This is a genomic window from Flavobacterium sp. UBA7680, assembly GCF_002482975.1.
Taxonomy (GTDB): Bacteria; Bacteroidota; Bacteroidia; order Flavobacteriales; family Flavobacteriaceae; genus Flavobacterium.
The window spans coordinates 216,204-236,425 of record NZ_DLHA01000050.1 but is presented as its reverse complement, the minus strand read 5'-3'; the positions used below and the strand labels follow the sequence as shown (position 1 = coordinate 236,425).

18 protein-coding genes and 1 tRNA gene are annotated in these 20,222 nt (G+C 33.1%); 11 read left to right on the top strand and 8 right to left on the bottom strand.

Annotated features, from left to right (window positions below; genetic code table 11):
* Positions 1-24 precede the first annotated feature (24 nt).
* From B3C18_RS21190 to B3C18_RS21170, 5 genes are all read left to right on the top strand, one after another.
* Positions 25-786, top strand: a complete 762-nt coding sequence (locus tag B3C18_RS21190) for a cyclase family protein (protein ID WP_291151447.1) — start codon at positions 25-27, stop codon at positions 784-786.
* Between the two features lie 168 nt (positions 787-954).
* The gene (locus B3C18_RS21185) at positions 955-1,353 is read left to right on the top strand and encodes a GNAT family N-acetyltransferase (RefSeq protein WP_291151444.1); all 399 of its coding nucleotides are present in this window, start codon (positions 955-957) and stop codon (positions 1,351-1,353) included.
* Complete coding sequence (locus tag B3C18_RS21180; RefSeq protein ID WP_291151701.1) at positions 1,353-1,703, top strand: DUF4260 domain-containing protein; 351 nt, start codon at positions 1,353-1,355, stop codon at positions 1,701-1,703. The genes B3C18_RS21185 and B3C18_RS21180 overlap by 1 nt, the downstream gene beginning before the upstream one ends.
* Positions 1,704-1,711: 8 nt before the next feature.
* Positions 1,712-2,083 carry an MmcQ/YjbR family DNA-binding protein gene (locus B3C18_RS21175; protein ID WP_256636730.1) on the top strand — a complete coding sequence of 124 codons (372 nt, stop codon included), beginning with the start codon at positions 1,712-1,714 and terminating at the stop codon, positions 2,081-2,083.
* A gap of 59 nt (positions 2,084-2,142) precedes the next feature.
* Positions 2,143-2,850, top strand: a complete 708-nt coding sequence (locus B3C18_RS21170) for a PH domain-containing protein (protein ID WP_291151437.1) — start codon at positions 2,143-2,145, stop codon at positions 2,848-2,850.
* A gap of 142 nt (positions 2,851-2,992) precedes the next feature.
* Here B3C18_RS21170 and B3C18_RS21165 read toward each other — a convergent pair whose 3' ends face one another.
* The gene (locus B3C18_RS21165; RefSeq protein ID WP_291151434.1) at positions 2,993-4,093 is read right to left on the bottom strand and encodes a DUF4407 domain-containing protein; all 1,101 of its coding nucleotides are present in this window, start codon (positions 4,091-4,093) and stop codon (positions 2,993-2,995) included.
* Positions 4,094-4,325: 232 nt separating this feature from the next.
* On the opposite strand from B3C18_RS21165, the gene B3C18_RS21160 reads away from it, so the two are divergent.
* Together B3C18_RS21160 and B3C18_RS21155 are read left to right on the top strand one after the other, a co-directional pair.
* The gene (locus B3C18_RS21160; protein WP_291151430.1) at positions 4,326-7,136 is read left to right on the top strand and encodes a TonB-dependent receptor; all 2,811 of its coding nucleotides are present in this window, start codon (positions 4,326-4,328) and stop codon (positions 7,134-7,136) included.
* Between the two features lie 75 nt (positions 7,137-7,211).
* Positions 7,212-8,270 (top strand): phytase, encoded by a 1,059-nt coding sequence (locus B3C18_RS21155; RefSeq protein ID WP_291151426.1) that lies wholly within the window; start codon positions 7,212-7,214, stop codon positions 8,268-8,270.
* A gap of 210 nt (positions 8,271-8,480) precedes the next feature.
* Here the strand turns inward: B3C18_RS21155 and pckA are convergent, their stop codons facing one another.
* Together pckA and B3C18_RS21145 are read right to left on the bottom strand one after the other, a co-directional pair.
* Positions 8,481-10,085: a phosphoenolpyruvate carboxykinase (ATP) gene (gene pckA / locus B3C18_RS21150; RefSeq protein ID WP_291151423.1), complete on the bottom strand. Its 1,605-nt coding sequence runs from the start codon at positions 10,083-10,085 to the stop codon at positions 8,481-8,483.
* A 206-nt stretch (positions 10,086-10,291) separates the two neighbouring features.
* Positions 10,292-10,678: a DUF423 domain-containing protein gene (locus tag B3C18_RS21145; protein WP_291151420.1), complete on the bottom strand. Its 387-nt coding sequence runs from the start codon at positions 10,676-10,678 to the stop codon at positions 10,292-10,294.
* A gap of 186 nt (positions 10,679-10,864) precedes the next feature.
* Between B3C18_RS21145 and B3C18_RS21140 the strand changes: the two genes are divergently transcribed.
* On the top strand, positions 10,865-12,229 hold the full coding sequence (locus B3C18_RS21140; protein ID WP_256636725.1) for a saccharopine dehydrogenase family protein: 1,365 nt from the start codon (positions 10,865-10,867) through the stop codon (positions 12,227-12,229).
* 105 nt (positions 12,230-12,334) lie between these two features.
* On the opposite strand, the gene B3C18_RS21135 is transcribed toward B3C18_RS21140, so the two are convergent.
* From B3C18_RS21135 to B3C18_RS21115, 5 genes are all read right to left on the bottom strand, one after another.
* Entirely contained in the window at positions 12,335-14,083 is a 1,749-nt protein-coding gene (locus B3C18_RS21135) for a M56 family metallopeptidase (protein ID WP_291151415.1), read from the bottom strand.
* A gap of 122 nt (positions 14,084-14,205) precedes the next feature.
* Entirely contained in the window at positions 14,206-15,621 is a 1,416-nt protein-coding gene (locus B3C18_RS21130) for an N-acetylmuramoyl-L-alanine amidase (RefSeq protein ID WP_291151412.1), read from the bottom strand.
* Positions 15,618-15,989, bottom strand: coding sequence for a BlaI/MecI/CopY family transcriptional regulator (locus tag B3C18_RS21125; RefSeq protein ID WP_053469954.1), 372 nt, complete (start codon positions 15,987-15,989; stop codon positions 15,618-15,620). Before B3C18_RS21125 ends, B3C18_RS21130 begins: the two co-directional genes overlap by 4 nt.
* A gap of 23 nt (positions 15,990-16,012) precedes the next feature.
* Positions 16,013-16,435: a hypothetical protein gene (locus B3C18_RS21120; protein WP_291151409.1), complete on the bottom strand. Its 423-nt coding sequence runs from the start codon at positions 16,433-16,435 to the stop codon at positions 16,013-16,015.
* Between the two features lie 395 nt (positions 16,436-16,830).
* Positions 16,831-18,219 carry a dipeptidase gene (locus B3C18_RS21115; RefSeq protein WP_053469953.1) on the bottom strand — a complete coding sequence of 463 codons (1,389 nt, stop codon included), beginning with the start codon at positions 18,217-18,219 and terminating at the stop codon, positions 16,831-16,833.
* A gap of 109 nt (positions 18,220-18,328) precedes the next feature.
* Here B3C18_RS21115 and B3C18_RS21110 point away from each other — a divergent pair.
* The 3 genes from B3C18_RS21110 (at position 18,329) to B3C18_RS21100 (ending at position 19,985) form a co-directional block, all read left to right on the top strand.
* A tRNA-Leu gene (locus B3C18_RS21110) sits at positions 18,329-18,410 on the top strand.
* 85 nt (positions 18,411-18,495) lie between these two features.
* Positions 18,496-18,972, top strand: a complete 477-nt coding sequence (locus tag B3C18_RS21105; protein WP_291151404.1) for a hypothetical protein — start codon at positions 18,496-18,498, stop codon at positions 18,970-18,972.
* A gap of 260 nt (positions 18,973-19,232) precedes the next feature.
* Positions 19,233-19,985, top strand: a complete 753-nt coding sequence (locus tag B3C18_RS21100; RefSeq protein ID WP_291151401.1) for a hypothetical protein — start codon at positions 19,233-19,235, stop codon at positions 19,983-19,985.
* Positions 19,986-20,222: the final 237 nt, after the last annotated feature.

The following is a 20,222-nucleotide window of genomic DNA, read 5'->3' as shown; positions in this document are numbered from 1 at the left end:
CTTAGCGAACCTTGCGGTTAAATTATGATAGCAAAAATCAACAATTTCGAAATCGACTTATCAAAACCTATTGATATCTCTATTCCATTAACAAATACAGATGAAAACCCTATTGCCTGGTATATCGCAAAACCGGTTATTGAACCAGTGGTTTTTGGCGATTGGATTGGGAAAGTTTCGGAAGGAAAATCATCTACGAATTTTAATAATATTTTCTTCAATCCGCATGGGCATGGAACGCATACAGAGTGTCTAGGACATATCACAAATGATTTTTACAGCATTAATCAATCGCTTAAACAGTTTTTCTTTTTTGCTAAGTTGATTACGGTTGAGCCAGAGGAAATTGGAGATGATTTTGTGATTACGAAAGAATTAATCGAAAAAGCGTTGAGCGCTTCGACTTCGCTCAGCATGACAGCATTAGTAATTCGAACGCTTCCAAATCAAAAGGAAAAAAAATCAAGGAAATATTCGAATACAAATCCGCCTTATTTGTCTGAAGAAGCTGCGGTTTTTATCCGCGAAAGCGAAATTCAGCATTTATTGATCGACTTGCCAAGCGTTGATAAAGAACATGACGAAGGCAAATTATTAGCCCATAAAGCGTTTTGGAATGTAAAAGACACGCACAATCTAAATTCTGATGCACGATTGAATGCAACAATTACTGAAATGATTTATGTTCCAGACGAAATTGAAGATGGAAATTATATACTAAATCTTCAAATCGCTTCGTTTGAAAATGACGCAAGTCCGAGCAAACCAATTTTATATAAAATTTAAAAGTTTGCCACGAATTTCACAAATTTTCACGAATTAATCCTGCTTTTTTGCCACAGATTAAAGGATTAAAAATGATTAAATCTGTGTAAATCTTTTTAATCTGTGGCAAAATAAAAAAAAGAAATTCGTGAAAATTCGTGAAATTCGTGGCAAAAAAACAGATAAACTATGATTAGTGTTTCAACAGATAAAACCAAACTCGACGTTCCGTTTATACAAAAATTTTTAAAAGATATTTATTGGGCTGCGGGACGAACTATTGAGGAAGTGCAAACAACAATTGATGCTTCGATTTGTTTTGGAATTTATTTAAATGACAAACAAATTGGCTTTGCGCGCGTGATTACCGATTATGTAGTTTTTGCATATTTAATGGATGTTTTTATTACAGAAGAACATCGCGGAAAAGGATATTCGTCGATTTTAATTGAAACGATGATGAATGAACCTCAACTTAAAGATGTGAAAATTTGGAGATTGGCGACAAGTGACGCTCACTTTTTATACGAGAAATTTGGATTTACAAAACTGAATCATCCTGAAAAAATGATGGAAAAAATAGTATGATGAAAACAATTATTAAACTCGAAGAAACGGCTTTATTTATTCTGGGAATATTTCTTTTTAACCGTTTAAGTTACGATTGGTGGTGGTTTTTAGTTTTAATATTGGTTCCAGATTTATCGATGATTGGATATGTTTTTGGCAACAAAACAGGTGCTTTTTTCTATAACCTCTTTCATCATAAAGGTATTGCGCTTTTAATTTATGCTTTAGGATATTATTTAAGTATTGAAAGCGTTCAATTAGCCGGAATTATTTTATTTTCACATTCAGCGATGGATCGTGTTTTTGGTTACGGATTAAAATATGAAAAGGGTTTTAAATACACACATTTAGGTGAAATTGGTAAATAATAAATGATATGAATTTAGAAACGTTTTACGAATATTGTCTTTCGAAAAAAGGTGTGAGCGAGCATTTTCCTTTTGATGAAGATACTTTGGTTTTTAAAGTGGGCGGCAAAATGTTTGCTTTATCTTCCTTATCACAATGGGAAAAAAATGAAGCTTCGGTCAATTTAAAATGTGATCCAGACCGCGCACAGGAACTCAGAGCTGAATATGATGAGATAAAACCGGGATTTCATATGAGTAAAGTGCATTGGAATACGGTTGCATTAAACGGAAATCTTCCAGATAAATTCGTCAAAGAATTGATAGATCATTCGTATGAATTGGTTTTCAAAAGTTTGACAAAGAAAATTCAGAATGAAATTATCGAATTAGAAAATTAGGCATTACATTTGCACGGTAAGAAAAAAAACTTAGCAACTTAGTTACAACTTATACAACAATGAAAGAACAATTTAAAAAATTCCTAAACGAAGAACAAGATCCAAAAGCGATTGAAAAAATCACTTCAAAACTCAACGATTTATTGATGAAAGGCGAAGAAGTTGGATACATCGCAGTGCAAAAAAAACCTGCAATTACTGTTTTTCCTGATAGTATTGTATTAACAAACAAACGTATCATTATCTGTAAACCTAAAAATTTAGGTCTTTCTATGGATTTTACAGATTATACTTGGGATGATATTGCAAGTACTTTTGTAAAAGAAAATATCTTAGGTTCTGAATTTTCATTTGGTACAAAAACAGATTTAGCTGTTTCTATTGATTATATTCCGAAAATTCAGGCTAGAAAAATTTATACTTACGCTAAAGAACAATTGGATTTATTGAAAAATCCGGTTTCTGCAGGAGCGCCAGTTCAGGAAGTTGCTGAACCTGTTTTTGAAGAGGAAACAGAAGAAGTTGAAGAAGTTGAAACGGAAGAAGTAACAAACTTTGCTGAAATTTTACCAGCAGCGCCAGTATATACTGAAACTTTTGAACCAATTCAGCCAGCGCAGCCTTCAACCGGAGATCGCAAATTAAGCGAATTATCGAAAGAAGAACTTTTTGATAAATTACAGAATTATAAAAAACTTCTTGACAATGGTTTAATCATGCAGGGAGAATATGATGCTTACAAAAAAGAAATTTTAAGTTATATGTAAATTTCTAACCGCAAAGGTCGCAAGGATTTACGCTAAGCACGCAATGAAATCATAAAAAAAACCATCAGACAAACTGATGGTTTTTCTTTTATAAACTTTGCGAACCTTGCGTAAATCCTTGCGACCTTTGCGGTTAAATAAACTAAAGTGTAGCCTTTTGTTTGTCTAAAAAGTTGTGTGACTGCAACTCTAATAACTCTTTTGCATTTTTTCGCTGTAAATCATACAAGCCTTTATCTTCTGCAATATCAGCGTATACTCGATCATGCATTTCTGCACTTGTTTTCATTAATAATTCACGTTGGTATTTGTTTTGTTCCAAAGTAGCTTTCATCGCTGTTTCGGCTTCTTCTTGTTTAAAGTCGAATTCTCCTTTTGGAGCTAATAATTTGGCAATAATTGGAGACGTTTCGATTGCCAAAAATAACAACATTATAAAAAATGACGGAAGCCACGGTAGTTTGTTTAAAGCATTTATACGCGCCATTAATCCGTCGAAACCTTCAATAATTGGCTGGGTCTGCGAAACTTTTTTATCTAAATCGGCTTGAAGTTGTTTTCCAGCTTTTTCTTTTTCGGCAATTTTAGCTTCGTTTGTCTTTTTCAGGGTTTCAAATTCTTTTAAAGATGCATCGTGTTTTTCGCGTTTTTCTTTATAAACTGGGCCTTTTCCTAGTTTTTTAGTTCCGGCAGTTCCTTCCGCTTCTGTAATGTAAGTCGAATAAAGAGCGTTTACTTCTTTTTCTTTCTTTACAATATCTGCTTTTAAAGCTGCAATCTCAGCCTTATTTTTATCTAAATCGGTTTTGAAATACGTTCCAATTTGCTTTTTATTGGCTAATTCCATTTCGTTTTTCTCTTTCAATAAAATAGTATTGATTTCTTTTTCGAAAATTTTAATTTCCAATGGTTTCGAAATTACAATAGCAATAATAATCGCAAGTAGAATACGCGGAGTCGCCTGCAGAAATTCATCCATAAAGCGGTCTCTCTTTTTAATTGTAGAAACGATAAATCGGTCTAAATTAAAAATCAATAAACTCCATACAAACCCAAAAATTAAAGCGGGATAAATAGAATCAAAAACGGTGAAAAGCGCATAAGCACTGGCTAAAAACGCCATTACAGCGGTAAAGAATACGGTGGCACCAATACCAACATATTTGGTTTGTTCGCCTTCTGAACATCCTTCTAATAAATCTCGGTCGGCACCGGAACAAAGGATAAAAAATTGTTTTAACATGATTGATGATTTTTGATTGTGATTGATAGGGCAAATTTAGCGCCAAATTTTTAATTACGCTCAAAATATCGATTTGTTTTTAACTGCAAATCAATTATTTGAGACTTAAATGTTAGTTAAACATTAATAAGAATAAGGAATAACTGACTAATCATAACACTATGTTAATTTTTTTAAAGGGTTTTAGTAATACAAAGAGTATAGTTTCGCAATGAATCAAACTAAACACACAATGAAAAAAATCAATTTATTACTAATGTTCTTATTTTTAGCCGTTTCGGGTTATGCGCAAAAAGCGATAATTTCCGGAAAAGTGCTGGATGCAGACGACAAACTTCCGCTGCCGGGAGCGATGGTCCAGATTGTTGGAGAAAACAAATACACGATTTCTGACTACAACGGCCGTTTTGAATTATTAAATATTAATGTTGGAACTTATAAAGTTGAAGTAAAATATATTGGATATACTTCTATAACTCATGAAATTACTGTTGAACAAGGCAAAAACAATGTTTTAGATTTTGCGCTTAAAACTTCTGGAACTGAGTTGAGTGAAGTTGTAGTTGGAGATATCTTAAAAGGTCAGGCAAAAGCGCTGAATCAGCAAAAAAACAATAAAAACATCGGAAACGTAATTTCGTCAGATCAAATGGGGCGTTTCCCGGATGCTAACGTTGGAGACGCTTTAAAACGTGTTCCGGGTATTACAATGCAAAATGATCAGGGTGAAGCTCGTAATATTATTATTAGAGGTTTGGCTCCGTCTTTAAACTCGGTTACTTTAAATGGTGACCGTATTCCTTCTGCAGAAGGAGATAACAGAAACGTGCAAATGGATTTAATTCCATCTGATATGATTTCGACTATTGAAGTAAACAAAACGTTGACTTCAGATATGGATGCTGACGCTATTGGAGGTTCTGTAAACTTAATCACAAGAGCAACTCCAAATGGCGAAAGAATTTCTGCAACGCTTGCGGGAGGTTATTTACCAATTCGCGAACACGCAAGTTACACGGCAGGTTTTGTATACGGAAATCGTTTTTTCGATAATAAATTAGGTGCTGTTTTTAGCGGTTCTTATAATAATGTTGATTACGGATCTGATAACGTAGAAAACGAATGGGTAAAAGATGATTTTGGAAATGAATATTTACAAGCTTCAGAAATTAGAAAATATAATGTACAGCGTATTCGCCGCAGCGGTTCTGTTGCTTTAGATTATAAATTTGACGAAAACAATACCATTTTTGCCAATGCTATTTACAACTGGAGAGACGATAGAGAAAACCGTTTTAGAACGACTTACGATGATATCGAGCCTATTTATAATGGTGAACAAATTACAGGATTTGAAGGTCGTGTAAAACGTGAAACTAAAGGTGGTATTGACAACAGCCGTAACAAAAGCAGAAGATTAGAAGATCAAAGAGTTCAAAATTATTCTATTCGCGGAGAGCATTTAATCAACTCAAAACTAGATTTAGACTGGTCTGCCAATTATGCAAAAGCGAGAGAATACCGTCCGGGAGAACGTTATATCGAATACCGTCAGACAGGTTTAGAAATGACTGAAAATTTTTCTGATTTAAAATTCCCATTGGTTACAACAACTGGTGAGGCTTTAGATCAATTTGAATTTGATTCGGTTTCTGAAAATACAGATGAAACAAGTGAGAGCGAATTTGGTGCAAAAGTTAACATCCGTTTTCCTTTTACTATTATTCCAGCTCAAAAAGGAAGATTGAGAACGGGTCTTAGACTTCGTTTGAAAGAGAAAGAAAGAAACAATACTTTCTTTACGTATGAGCCAATTAATGACGGAATGGATTTATTATCTGAAATTTCGACAACTACTTTTGATGGCAAAAATTTCAATCCGGGAACTAAATACATACCAGGAACTTTTGCTTCGGCAAATTTCTTAGGAAATCTTGATTTAAACAATGCGGCTTTATTTGATAAAGAATCAGATCCTTCAGAATTTTTAGCGGTGAACTATAATGCAAAAGAAAGTATTTATGCTGCGTATGTAAGATGGGATCAGGATTTTAACGATAAACTTTCGATGGTTTTAGGTTTCCGTTTAGAGAATACTCATATTGATTATACAGGAAACAGAGTTTTGGATGAAGAAGAATTAGAGAGCAAAATCAATACGACAAACTCTTACACGAATTTAATGCCGAGCATTTCATTTCAATATAATGCTACAAAAGATTTAGTTTTAAGAGCTGCTGCAACTACAGCTTTGGCAAGACCAAACTATTATGCATTAGCTCCTTATGTAAACAATATCGCTTCAGATAAAGAAATTACAGCCGGAAATCCAGATCTTGACGCAACATACTCATACAATTATGATTTCATGGCCGAGAATTATTTCAAATCGGTTGGTTTAATTTCCGGAGGTGTTTTCTACAAAAGATTAAATGATTTCATTTACAATTACAGTGATAATGAATACGACAGTGTAAAATTTGCCAATGATTTCCCTAATCAGACAAACCCAATTCCGGTTGGCGAAAACTGGTCATTTTTACAATCAAGAAATGGTGACACAGTAGATGTTTACGGATTTGAAGTTGCTTTTCAACGTCAGTTAGATTTCCTTCCGGGGAAATTCTTAAAAGGTTTTGCTGTTTATTTAAACTATACGTATACAAAATCTAAAGCAAAAGGGATTTCCGATGAGGATGGAAACGAAAGAAAGGATATCAGCCTTCCGGGAACAACGCCGCACATGTTTAACGGATCTTTATCTTGGGAAAACAAACGTTTTTCTGCGAGAATTTCAACCAACTTTACCTCTGATTATTTAGATGAATTAGGTTCAGAATCGTACAAAGACAGTTATTATGACAAACAGTTTTTCCTAGATGCTAATGCTGCTTTCAAAATTACGCCAAAACTTCGTCTTTTTGCCGAAGCGAATAACTTAACGAATCAGCCTTTACGTTACTATCAAGGAATTGAAACACATACGAAACAAGTAGAATATTACCAGGCTCGTTACAATTTCGGATTGAAATTAGACTTGTAATAATCCATATATAAATTTCTTAAATTAGACAGGACTTTACCGTTCTGTCTAATTTCATTTAAAATAAAATACCTAATGAAAAACAAATCTATACTTGCTTTTTTATTTTTAAGCCTTTCATTTACAGCTTGTAAAGACGATAAATTAGCCCCAATTCAACCCAATGCGGTAAAACCAACAACGGTTACTGAAGCTTTGCCTCACGATACAGATGATCCTTCCATATGGATTAACCCAGCCGATGCAACAAAAAGTATTATTGTGGGAACGGATAAAGATACAGACGGTGGTTTGTATGCTTTTGATTTGAATGGAAAAATCCTTAAAAAATCAATTGTTTTACAACGTCCAAACAATGTTGATATCGCTTACGGATTAATCATCGACGGAAAAAAAGTAGATATTGCGGTTACTACAGAACGTGAAACCAACAAAATAAGAATTTTCAGTTTACCTGATTTAGAACCAATTGACAATGGTGGAATTCCGGTTTTTGAAGGTGATGCCGAAAGAGATCCGATGGGAGTTTCTTTATATACACGTCCAAGCGATCAAAAGATTTTTGCTATTGTGGGAAGAAAAACGGGTCCAACAGGCAGTTATTTATGGCAGTATGAACTTTCTGGAAACGGAAAATTTGCTGCTGCAAAAGTGGTTCGCAAATTCGGAACTTACAGCGGTAAAAAAGAAATTGAAGCCATTGCTGTTGATAACGAATTAGGTTTTGTTTACTATTGCGACGAACAAGTTGGAATTAGAAAGTACAAAGCTGATCCTGCATTAAACGATAATAAAGAATTGGCTTTCTTTGGTCAAAAAGACTTTAAAGCTGATCACGAGGGAATTGCGATTTACAAAGCAACCGATTCTACAGGATATATTTTAGTTTCAAATCAGCAGGCAAATTCTTTTATGGTTTATGCTAGAGAAGGTTCAAAAGGAAATCCAAACAAACATACTTTATTGGTAGAAGTTCCAACGTCAACAATTGAATGCGACGGTGCCGATGTTACAAGCGTAAACTTAGGTCCAAAATACAAAAACGGACTTTTCATAGCCATGAGCAACGGAATGACATTTCATTATTATGCGTGGGATTTGATCCAGAAGCGTATTGATGAAGCTAAAAAATAGTTCTTTTTGTTTCAGGTTTCAAGTTTCAAGTTTTATCGAGACTTAAATCCGGTGTCAGGCTGAGCGAAGTCGAAGTGCTTTGCGAGGGCTTCGACTTCGCTCAGCCTGACAAGTGTTTCGTTCAACCTGAAACTTGAAACTTAAAACCTGAAACAAAAAAAAGCCGTTCATAACTGAACAGCTTTTTTCATTTGAATTAAATAATTCCTCTTATTCTGTAATCGGTGCGCCTGCTAAGATTTCAGCATTGGCAAACTCTTCAAATTTGGCAAAATTAGCTTTGAATTTCTGAGCTAATTCTAATGCTTTTTTATCGTATAAATCTTTGTCTTCCCAAGTATTTCTAGGATTTAAAATTTCCTCTGGAACGTTAGGGCAAGATTGTGGTTTTGCAATTCCAAATACTGCGTGATTTTTGTATTCTACATTATCCAGTTCACCGTTTAATGCAGCTGTAATCATAGCGCGAGTATATTTAAGTTTCATACGGTTTCCTGTTCCGTATGCACCACCTGTCCAACCTGTGTTGATTAACCAAACTTTTACATCTGCATCTTTCATTTTTTTACTTAACATTTCAGCATATTTTGTTGGATGCAAAGGCATAAAAGGCGCTCCAAAACAAGCAGAGAAATTTGGCTGTGGTTCTGTAACTCCAGCCTCAGTTCCGGCAACTTTTGCTGTATATCCGGAAATAAAATGGTAAGCAGCCTGCCCGGGAGTTAATCTTGAAATTGGAGGCAGAATTCCGAAAGAATCTGCTGTAAGGAAAAATATATTTTTTGGGTTATGACCAATAGAACCCGGCTGAATATTGTCAATATGTGTTATTGGGTAACTTACACGAGTGTTTTGAGTGATCGAAACATCATCATAATCTACTTCTTTAGTTCCCGTTTTGAAAACTACATTTTCTAAAAGCGCACCTTTTTTGATTGCTCTGTAAATGTCTGGTTCGTTTTCTTCTGTTAAGTTGATCACTTTTGCGTAGCATCCGCCTTCAAAATTGAAAACTGTATTTTCGCCAGTCCATCCGTGTTCATCGTCTCCAATTAATTTACGTTCCGGATCTGCAGATAAAGTTGTTTTTCCTGTCCCGGATAATCCGAAGAAAATTGCTGTATCTCCATTTTTACCAACATTGGCGCTGCAATGCATTGGTAATGTATTTTCAAAAACCGGTAAAATGAAGTTTAAAGCAGAGAAAATTCCTTTTTTCATTTCTCCTGTATAACCAGTTCCGCCAATTAAAGCTACTTTTTTAGTAAAATCTAAAATAGCAAAGTTAGACTGACGTGTTCCGTCTACAGCAGGATCTGCCATAAAACTTGGAGCACAAACTACAGTCCATTCTGGAGTAAAGTTTGCCAATTCAGACTCTTCTGGTCTTAAGAACATATTATAGCAAAACAAATTTGACCAGGCTGTTTCGGTTACAACGCGAACGTTTAGTCTGTAATTTGGATCTGAACACACGTAAGCATCGCGAACAAAAACCTCTTTGTCTGATAAAAACTTGGTTACCTTATTATATAATTTCTCAAAAGCTTCTGGTGAAAACGGAATATTTACATTTCCCCACCATACTTTATCTTCTGTAATGCTGTCTTTTACAATAAAACGATCTTGTGGAGAACGTCCTGTAAATTCACCTGTATTAATTGCCAAAGCACCTGTAGAGGCCTCAACACCTTGTCCTGACTGCACAGTTATTGCATGCAGTTCATCTGCTGATAACTGGTAACGAACCGTTGCATTTTCTATTCCTAATTCTTTTAACGAAATCGATTGCGCGAAAAGTGTGTTATTGTCCATAAATTTAATGTTGTGTTGTATGTTATTTTTTGGTGCAACAAAATATAATTTTACTTCTTCTTAAACGTAAAGTCCAAGTTTGCAAATTGTTATATTTTTTATCAAAGGAGATAAAAAGCAATAAAAATTCACATAAGTAACGTTATATGTTAATTATGAGACAAAATTAAAGATTAATTTTTACACAGAATTTTTTTTTCTGGATTTTATGATTTTTTCTTCAAAATAGTAAGAAATAATACCGCCCAACCAATAATTAATAAGAATCCGCCCAAAGGTGTTGCGAATACGATAATCTTAGAATCAAAAACTGTAAGACTTTTAGTAGCTAATAAATAAATAGATCCGCTAAAGAGAACAACACCTGCAACAATCAAATTATAGATTGCTTTTAAGGTTTTTTCAGTGATGTCTTTTCGGGTTGAAAGAAAAAGTAAAAAGAGAGCGTGGTACATTTGGTAACGAACACCAACTTCAAAAGTGTTTAACTCATCGACACCCAGATATTTCTTAAGTAAATGGGCTCCAAAAGCACCAAAAATAATGGCTAACATTCCTATAAAGGCTCCCGTTAAAACTATTCTTCTTTTCATATTTTCCAGACTTTTAATTTCAAACAAAAATACTTCATCCTATTCAATATTCATTTTAGTTTTTAAAATATTTCAGCTCTAAAAATGACTTTTTTGTTCGATTTACGAATTAAATAATTATCATTTTTCAAATTATATTTGTTATATTTATAACATTTTAATATGTTTGTGTTAAATATTAGAGTTATGAGAAGCGTTTTAATAATTGGAGCCGGCAGATCAGCATCTTCGCTGATTCGTTACTTACTTGCAAAATCAGAAACCGAAAACCTGCATCTTGTTGTTGCCGATTTGTCTTTGGCTTTAGCCGAGAAAAAAACACAGAAACATCCAAACGCAACTCCAATTGCTTTAGATATTTTTAATACTGAAGAAAGACGTGCTGCAATTGAAAAAGCTTCGATTGTAATTTCAATGCTTCCGGCACATTTACATATCGAAATCGCAAAAGACTGTCTTCAGTTTAAAAAACATCTTGTAACGGCATCTTATATAAGTGATGCCATGCAGGCTCTTGATGAAGAAGCGAAAAAGAACAACCTGATTTTCATGAACGAAATTGGTCTTGATCCCGGAATCGACCATATGAGCGCCATGAAAGTTATTGATGAAATCACTTCAAAAGGCGGTAAAATGCTTTTGTTTGAATCGTTTTGCGGCGGTTTAGTCGCTCCAGAGTCTGATAATAATTTATGGAATTATAAATTTACCTGGGCGCCTAGAAATGTGGTTTTGGCCGGACAAGGCGGAGCCGCAAAATTTATTCAGGAAGGTACTTATAAATATATTCCGTACAGCGCATTATTTCGCCGGACAGAATTTCTTGAAGTGGAAGGCTACGGAAAATTTGAGGCTTATTCTAACCGTGATTCGCTTAAATACAGATCAATTTACGGACTTGATGATGTCCTGACTTTATATAGAGGAACAATTCGAAGAGTTGGTTTTTCAAAAGCATGGAATATGTTCGTGCAACTCGGAATGACAGATGACAGTTATGTGATCGAAGATTCTGAAAACATGAGTTATCGTCAATTTATGAATTCGTTTCTGCCTTATCACCCAACAGATTCTGTTGAAATTAAAACCCGTTTTATTCTTAAAATCGATCAGGATGATATTATGTGGGATAAACTTTTAGAATTGGATTTATTCAACCCAAACAAAAAAGTAAATCTGCCAAATGCAACTCCGGCTCAAATTTTAGAAAAAATCTTAACCGACAGCTGGGCTCTTGAACCAGATGATAAAGATATGATCGTGATGTATCATAAATTTGGTTATGAACTAAACGGCGAGAAAAAACAAATCGATTCAAAAATGGTTTGTATTGGCGACGATCAAACGTATACAGCAATGGCAAAAACAGTCGGCCTTCCAGTTGCAATGGCAACTTTGCTGATTTTAAACGGAAAAATCACAACTCCAGGCGTTCAGCTTCCGATAAAAAAAGAAGTTTACGAACCAATATTAAAGGAATTAGAAGAGTACGGCGTTATTTTTAACGAACAAGGAGTACCTTATTTTGGATACAATCCGGATTTATTTTAATCCAGATCTCACTTTTTATTTTTAGAATTTTTTTTAGTTTATTTTTCCGCTTCCAGAAATCTGGAAGCGGATTTTTTATTTACAGAAAACGATTTTATATACTTTTTAATTTCCAAAAATAGTTGGTGCAAAATCCATTCTCGGATAGGATGCATTTATTACCTTATATTTTTTTGGTTCTTCATTATTTTGAATTGTTACAGGCAAAGTGTACAATACACGGACTGGCTTTCCATTTTCAGAGCCGGGCGTCCATGTTGGTGAAAGTTTTAAAACGCGAATTACCTCATCGCCTATTCCATAACCTAAATCTTTCACTATTTTAAATTCTGAAAGCGAGCCGTCTTTTTCTACCATAAATTCTATGTAAACTTTTCCTTGAATTTTGTTTGCTGTCGCTTCCGCAGATGTTTTGAAATTCTTCCCTACAAATTTGTAGAACTCCAATATACCGCCTGGAAATTCAGGTTGTCTATCTACATCGTTAACCGTTGCTCTAATTTCTTTTTCCTGCTTTTTTTGAATTTCTTTTTTACGCGTGTCTTCACTGGCCATAATTGTTATGGTTCCAGCATCTAATACTTGATTATCACCATACGCTTTATTATAACCTTCGTCGGTATACAATGTCACTTGAAACCTTTGCGGAAACTTCTTGCTTCTGGCATTTTTATGCACAAAACTATTAAAGTAAGAAACAAAATTGCTTGCCTTATATTCATTTAAATCTGAATTAGGAACATGTTTTCCATCAATCCAAACAGCATAATTTTCACTCTTTTTGAAACCTTCATATTCCTTTAAATCAGGAGATTTTTTAGCAAGAGATGGCAGAGGCGGAACCAGCTTTTTCTCTTGCTCCGTTAATTCGGAGTACTTCTTTTCAACAAAAACTTTACTGCTTTTACTTTTAAAGACAAAAGCAGTATTTGCGTAGTATTTATCGAAAGACGAAGCATTCTGTGTTCTTTGATTTTTTATATCCGTTTGTGTTTCTTGAGCAATCGTTTCCACACATAAAAGAAAAACTAAACCAATGACAACCGGTAAGGCAGCAATTTTTTTTAGAAACGCTATGTTTTTTGATGTTCTTTTTTTCATCATAATTAATCGTTTTTTTGTTACTAAATAATTCAAATTACTGGCCAGGTAAATCGTTTGACTTCCACTTGCTTTATTTAAAAGCAGATTCTGATAAAATGGAACATCCTTATAAGTTTTCACAATTTCCTGATCGGCAAGAAATTCATGATTAAGTTGTATTGCTTTTTTATAAAATAAAAATATAGGATTGAACCAAAAAATAGTCTTCAAAAACTCCACAAACAAAATATCTAATGTGTGTTTTTGAGTGACATGAACTAATTCATGCGAGTATAATTCGGCTTCGATATTTTGGGTTTTAAAATCATCCGCATTAATAAAAATATAATTCAGGAAAGTATGCGGCAGAATTTTTTCTTCTACCAAAACCAATTTTGAATTTTTAAAATCTACTGAGGGATTACTGTTTATTTTTGATCTAAAATTTTTAATATTTCTTCCAAATCTTAGCATCAATATCAAAGTCACTAATACGTAGAAACTCAACAAAAAAATCAATTTATAATTGGTTTCTTCAACAACATTTTGCATCTGAATTAATGGCTGATTAACAACAATATGACTTGCAGAACTTATCGGAATTTTTTTGATTATTTCAAATGAAATAAAAGGAATAATTAATGAAATTAAGATTGAGAAAAGCAAATAAAATCTATTAAACTGATGCATCTTCTCTCTTTCTAATACCAAATGATAAAAGACAAGAAAGACACTTAAAGCCACGGTTGATTTTATAAGAAAGTCTGTCATTTTTTCTTTTTTTAAGTTTAAAACCCATTCATTAACTGATCTTTAAATATTTTATATGCTAATGCTGCGATTAAAATATTAATTGCCTAATTCAATATTCACAGAAGTGTCTTAACACACGTTTATATTTTTATGAACTCAATGATTTTATTAGCAATTTCATTTTGTCCGTTTTCGCTAATCAGATAAGTTCTGTCATTTTCATTTGTCAAATAGCCAATTTCTACTAATAATGCAGGGCATTTTGAGTTTTTAAGCACATAGTAGTTTGCATCTTTAACCTCACCTTTGGCAAGTTTTCCATTTGAAATTTTATCAACTAAATTTTCAGCCCTTTCCTTTGATTCTTCATAAAAACCATTTTGTTTTGAAACATATGCATTTACTCCATTTTCATTCAAATTTTCTGAACTATTTACATGTAAAGAAATTACCAAACTTGGGTTTATTTTGTTTATTTTCGATACTCTTTCGCTTAATTGAATAAAACTGTCATCTTTTCTAAGCAAAATAATTTCAATTTCATCTTTACCATTCAATACCTTTATTTTATTGGCAATATTTTCTACAATTTTCTTTTCTTGCTCGGCGCCTATTTGCGCTCCAATATCTTCTCCTCCATGTCCGGCATCAATTACTATAGTTTTTTTGCTGCTCAATGGCAATGGTTTAAAAGCTAATATCAAAAAGATTGTTAAAAGGCCAAAAACAGCTAAAGACTGCATCATTAGAGCTTTTGTTTTTGAAGTGATTTTTGTCATCATAATAAGTCGTTTTTTTGTTGATAAAAAATTTAAATTACTAGTCAAATAAATGGGTTTGGAAATGTTGAATTTGTTGAGCAAAAGGTTCTGATATAAATAAACATTATGATGTGCTGCTATTACATTTTCATCTGCCAAAAACTCATGATTAAGTTGAATGGCTTTTTTGTAAAAAATAAAGATAGGATTGAACCAAAATAACGTTTTCAAAACTTCTATAAAAATCACATCAAGAGTATGTTTTTGCTTTACATGGGCAATTTCATGCGTAAACAATTCTTGTTCTATTAGTCCATTTTCAAAATCATTTTGATTCATGTAAATGGAATTCCAAAACGAATAAGGCAATGTTTTCTCTGAGAGTAAAACCATTCTTATGTTTTGATACACAATGATTTTAGACACTTTAGCCTTAGATGTGATTTTATAAATATTTTGAACAAACCGATAACTTAGTATTAAAGTAATTAAGCCATAAGTTATCCATAATAGGAAAAGCCAGTAATTGGTTTGTTCATCTGTGTTTATATTTATCAATTCTGTTTGAATTGGAAGATGGTCTGTATTAGTCGAAAACGGAATTGCATTATTGTACACAATAGGAATATCTTGTTGAATTTCAAAAGACATAAAAGGAATCGCTATTGAAAACAATAAACTGACTAATAAAAAGTACCTGTTGAAGCGAAACATTCTTTCTTTTTGCAAGAACAAATGGTATACAACCAAAAGAATGCTTAAGCTAACTGTCGATTTTATTAGAAAGTCTGTCATTTTTTCTTTTTTTGAATTTCTGAATCTATTATTTTCCTAAGATCTTCTAATTCCGAAGCCGATAAATTGGTTTCAGTCGTAAAAAAAGAAGCAAATTGTGAAGCCGAATTATTAAAAAAATTGCTTATTAAACCGTTTACGTGTTTTGAAAAATAATCGGTTTTCTTTACCAGCGGATAATATTCTCTCGAATTTCCAAATTCATTGTAAGCAACAAATTTTTTGTCGATCATTCGTTTTAAAAGCGTTGCAACGGTTGTTGTTGCCGGTTTTGGTTTTGGATACGCTTCAAGTAAATCTTTCATAAAAGCCTTTTCAAGCTTCCAAAGATGTTCCATTAATTGTTCTTCTGAGTTTGATAATTGCATTTTTTTAAGGTTCTAAGTTTTTATTATTCTATATTTTGTTCTGAAATCAATTCACCTTTCTCGTAGTTTTTGATTCCTTTTAACTTTCCTTTATCCGAATAGAATTTCCATTTTCCAAAATAAAACCAATGTGTTTCAGTTAAATTAATTTCTAGTTTAGTTTTTCCTTTTGATTCTAGTTTTCCGTTTTCGTAGTAAGTTTTTACAATACAAATTCCATTTTTATACTTCTCTGTTTTGTAAATTTTTCCATTAATATAAGTTTTCCACTTTTTTATCGGCTGATCACTTTTATAGAATTCATACGATTTATAATTCGTTCCGTCTTGCGAATAATTATCTATCCAAACACCCTCTTTTTTCTTGTCAATTTTCTGATTAATTGGTTTGCTTTTACAACTCAAAAGCATTAGTCCGCAAAAGAACAAGAAGAAAAGATTTTTCATATTCATTTTTAACTCTACAAATATAGATAATGTTCTACAAATGTAGAGTTAAAATTTTAATACGCAAGTTTTTATAAGAAAAATTTCTTTTAAGTCACATAAAAACAAAGCTTTAAGGACATTTTTTTTTAATTGCCTCCAGCTTTAGCTGGAGGTGTAAAAAGAAAAACAAAAGAAAAGGCTTTAGCCAAATTTGTACTTCATTTATATAAACAACACTTATAATTTGGCTAAAGCCAATACCAATTTCTTCTCAAAACCTCCAGTTAAAGCTGGAGGTAATTGAAACAATCTTTGTCCCTTTGAATCTTTCCAAAAAAAAATCCGCTCATTTCTGAACGGATTCTATATCTAAAAAAATCTTAGTGTCTTAGCGCCTTCGCGGCAAAAACACCTTATTTACTCAATTCCACAAAATACTTATAAAACAACGGAATAGTCTCAATTCCCTTCAAGTAATTAAAGATTCCAAAATGTTCATTTGGTGAGTGAATAGCATCGCTGTCCAAACCAAATCCCATTAAAATCGTTTTGCTTTTTAATTCTTTTTCAAACAAAGCCACAATTGGAATACTTCCTCCAGAACGAACCGGAATTGCCGGAACTCCAAATGTTTCAGTATACGCTTTATTTGCCGCCTGATAACCAATACTGTCAATTGGCGTAACATAACCTTGTCCGCCGTGGTGAGGCGTTACTTTTACTGTAACTCCAGCCGGAGCAATACTTGTGAAATGTTTTGTGAAAAGTTCTGTAATCTCAACCCAATCCTGATTTGGAACCAAACGCATTGAAATTTTAGCAAAAGCTTTACTCGCAATAACCGTTTTGGCACCTTCACCAGTATAACCGCCCCAAATTCCGTTTACGTCTAAAGTCGGACGAATTGAGTTGCGCTCGTTTGTTACATAACCTTTTTCGCCGTAAACATCATTTAAGTTTAAAGCATTTTTATATTTTTCTAAACTAAAAGGCGCTTTTGCCATTTCAGCTCTTTCTTCTGCAGATAATTCCTGAACTTTATCATAGAATCCCGGAATCGTAATATGATTGTCTTCGTCGTGAAGAGAAGCGATCATTTTTGCCAAAATATTAATTGGGTTCGCCACAGCACCTCCGTATAAACCAGAATGCAAATCGCGGTTTGGACCTGTAACTTCAACCTCAACATAACTCAAACCTCTTAAACCTGTAGTGATTGACGGTTGTTGGTTAGAAATCATTCCCGTATCAGAAATCAAAATAACGTCGTTTTTCAGTTTTTCCTGATTGCGTTCTACGAACCAGGCTAAACTTGCCGAACCAACTTCTTCTTCACCTTCGATCATGAATTTTACGTTACAAGGCAAATTATTAGTTTGTACCATATATTCAAGTGCTTTTACGTGCATGTACATCTGACCTTTATCGTCACATGCTCCACGCGCGAAGATTGCGCCTTCAGGATGAATATCTGTAGTTTTTATAACGGGTTCAAAAGGTGGTGAAGTCCATAATTCTAATGGATCTGGCGGTTGAACATCGTAGTGTCCGTAAACTAAAACTGTTGGAAGATTTGGGTCGATTATTTTTTCTCCATAAATAATTGGATAACCCGGAGTATCGCAAACTTCAACTAAATCGCAGCCTGCTTTTGATAAACTTTCTTTTACAGCCTCTGCTGTATCAATAACATCTTGTGAATATGCAGTGTCGGCACTTACCGACGGAATCTTTAATAATTCGATCAATTCATTGATAAACCGATCTTTATGTTGTTGAACGTAGGACTTAATATTTTCCATTTAAATAATTTTTATAGAAACCCAAAAGTACAAAAAAGAGAATTAATATTTTTTTTGAAATTTTTCTTTGAATATTCGAAAGTATGCTTATCTTTGCACCCACAATTACGCGGATATGGTGAAATTGGTAGACATGCCAGACTTAGGATCTGGTGCCGCAAGGCGTGTAGGTTCGAGTCCTATTATCCGCACTAAAAAAGCTTCTGAAGATATTCAGGAGCTTTTTTGTTTTTGGTATATATTTGATTTACAAACTCTAAAACTCATAATAACCTTATGAAAATCAATGACCTAAATTTAGATTATTATTCAGATTTTATAGGCGAAAAAGAAATCAGATTTTATACTAATTCTAAAAATATTCCTTTTCAAAGAAATATTCAAAAAAATTCAGACGGAATTTCTATTGAATATCAATTAGATCAAGGAGAAAATGGAATTTACTTTTTTAGTTTGTGGGAAGGATATTTTAATTCTTTAATATCTGAATTAGATGTTATTCCAATTTCTCCCGATTTACCCGAATTTATTACAAACTGGATTAAAAGTATTGGCTGGAGTTGGGAAGACGTTACAGATATAATTTTCGAAAATGATATAGATTGGTTAATTGAGAAAATCTCATTAGTCAATGAAAAAGTATTTAAAAACTCAACAGATCTAGTTTGGGATTTTAAATGCATAACAGATTTAATAATCTTCTTAGAGTTCGTAAAAGAAAATGATATGGAGTTACGAATTTCTTTAGAATAATTAATTCGACTTTCACTAAAAGAACAAAGCAACCCCATATTTGTCATTCCGAGGAACGAGGAATCTCCACGAGTAGCTCTACAAAGATTGTCGATTATGATTGCGAAAATGGATTAAAATCCATCCCTACAATATAATTTGTTCCTACGGAACGCTATATAAAATTCCGAAGAAATGATTTACTTTATAATAATAACAAAATCTAGTTTGTCATTCTTTTTTAATTTAGATTAGCCGAACAAAAGCGGAACTAAATAATTATGGGAAAACACCTTTCAAGTTTTTTTAACAGCTGGGGAAAACCAATACTTTTTTGGTTTATTTCTATTATACTTCTAATAGTTGCTGATATTATTGAAAGCCATATTTTTAAAAACATTTGTTTTGCAATTTTCGGATTTAGTTTATTATTCCTATTGATTTCAGTATTTTGTCAATTATCAAAAAGGAAATGGCTCAAAAGTATTATAACCTTATTTTTATTTGGCGGAACAATTTATATAATTATAATTTCCATTGTTACTACATTTATTATTGAACAAGAAAAGCCTGATAATTGGGCAGAAAACTTAAAAATTCCAAAGGACATACAAATTAGTAATCCTGTCGACATGAAATCCATAAATCAAGACGAGAAAAAACCAGACAGCGTTACAAATAAAATTGTTGAAAAAATAGAATTTCAACTATATAATTCATTGCAACCCGGACTTTATGAATATGATTTTTGGATTGGAAAAATAGAAAGCGGTACAATTTATTTAAAAGCTTTTGAGGTTACTCAAAACACAGCACTTTCTGATGATAGTCTATTCGAAACAACCCATATTAGCGTTTACAATCCTACAGAGAATATACAGAAATACGGCACAAGTAATCATTTTACAATTTACGAAGGCGATTGGGGACAACCTTACGCAGCAAGATTTGAAGTTTGGTTTAAACCTGACAATGGTAAAAAAGAACGAAAATTGTTTTCTAAAAATTACAAAATCGAAGGATGGATGCAATAATCTATTTTAAATTCTTCTAAAATTCGTATGCCTTATAGATTCTAAATTTATTCAGGCTTTCGCCGAAACCAAAAAATAACCCCAATATTGTCATTCCGAGGAACGAAGGAATCGCACTCGCAGATCGACAAAGATTGACGCTTTTCTTTGCGGAGTTTCTAGTGAGATTCCTTCGTTCCTCGGAATGACAAAAATGACGATTATGATTGCGAAAATGGATTGAAATCCATCCCTACA

Bases quoted from the DNA above. Each gene is read 5' to 3' on its own strand.
- B3C18_RS21190 (WP_291151447.1), top strand. From the start codon at position 25: ATGATAGCAAAAATCAACAATTTCGAAATCGACTTATCAAAACCTATT.
- B3C18_RS21185 (WP_291151444.1), top strand. From the start codon at position 955: ATGATTAGTGTTTCAACAGATAAAACCAAACTCGACGTTCCGTTTATA.
- B3C18_RS21180 (WP_291151701.1), top strand. From the start codon at position 1,353: ATGAAAACAATTATTAAACTCGAAGAAACGGCTTTATTTATTCTGGGA.
- B3C18_RS21175 (WP_256636730.1), top strand. From the start codon at position 1,712: ATGAATTTAGAAACGTTTTACGAATATTGTCTTTCGAAAAAAGGTGTG.
- B3C18_RS21170 (WP_291151437.1), top strand. From the start codon at position 2,143: ATGAAAGAACAATTTAAAAAATTCCTAAACGAAGAACAAGATCCAAAA.
- B3C18_RS21165 (WP_291151434.1), bottom strand. From the start codon at position 4,093: ATGTTAAAACAATTTTTTATCCTTTGTTCCGGTGCCGACCGAGATTTA.
- B3C18_RS21160 (WP_291151430.1), top strand. From the start codon at position 4,326: ATGAAAAAAATCAATTTATTACTAATGTTCTTATTTTTAGCCGTTTCG.
- B3C18_RS21155 (WP_291151426.1), top strand. From the start codon at position 7,212: ATGAAAAACAAATCTATACTTGCTTTTTTATTTTTAAGCCTTTCATTT.
- pckA (WP_291151423.1), bottom strand. From the start codon at position 10,085: ATGGACAATAACACACTTTTCGCGCAATCGATTTCGTTAAAAGAATTA.
- B3C18_RS21145 (WP_291151420.1), bottom strand. From the start codon at position 10,678: ATGAAAAGAAGAATAGTTTTAACGGGAGCCTTTATAGGAATGTTAGCC.
- B3C18_RS21140 (WP_256636725.1), top strand. From the start codon at position 10,865: ATGAGAAGCGTTTTAATAATTGGAGCCGGCAGATCAGCATCTTCGCTG.
- B3C18_RS21135 (WP_291151415.1), bottom strand. From the start codon at position 14,083: ATGACAGACTTTCTTATAAAATCAACCGTGGCTTTAAGTGTCTTTCTT.
- B3C18_RS21130 (WP_291151412.1), bottom strand. From the start codon at position 15,621: ATGACAGACTTTCTAATAAAATCGACAGTTAGCTTAAGCATTCTTTTG.
- B3C18_RS21125 (WP_053469954.1), bottom strand. From the start codon at position 15,989: ATGCAATTATCAAACTCAGAAGAACAATTAATGGAACATCTTTGGAAG.
- B3C18_RS21120 (WP_291151409.1), bottom strand. From the start codon at position 16,435: ATGAAAAATCTTTTCTTCTTGTTCTTTTGCGGACTAATGCTTTTGAGT.
- B3C18_RS21115 (WP_053469953.1), bottom strand. From the start codon at position 18,219: ATGGAAAATATTAAGTCCTACGTTCAACAACATAAAGATCGGTTTATC.
- B3C18_RS21105 (WP_291151404.1), top strand. From the start codon at position 18,496: ATGAAAATCAATGACCTAAATTTAGATTATTATTCAGATTTTATAGGC.
- B3C18_RS21100 (WP_291151401.1), top strand. From the start codon at position 19,233: ATGGGAAAACACCTTTCAAGTTTTTTTAACAGCTGGGGAAAACCAATA.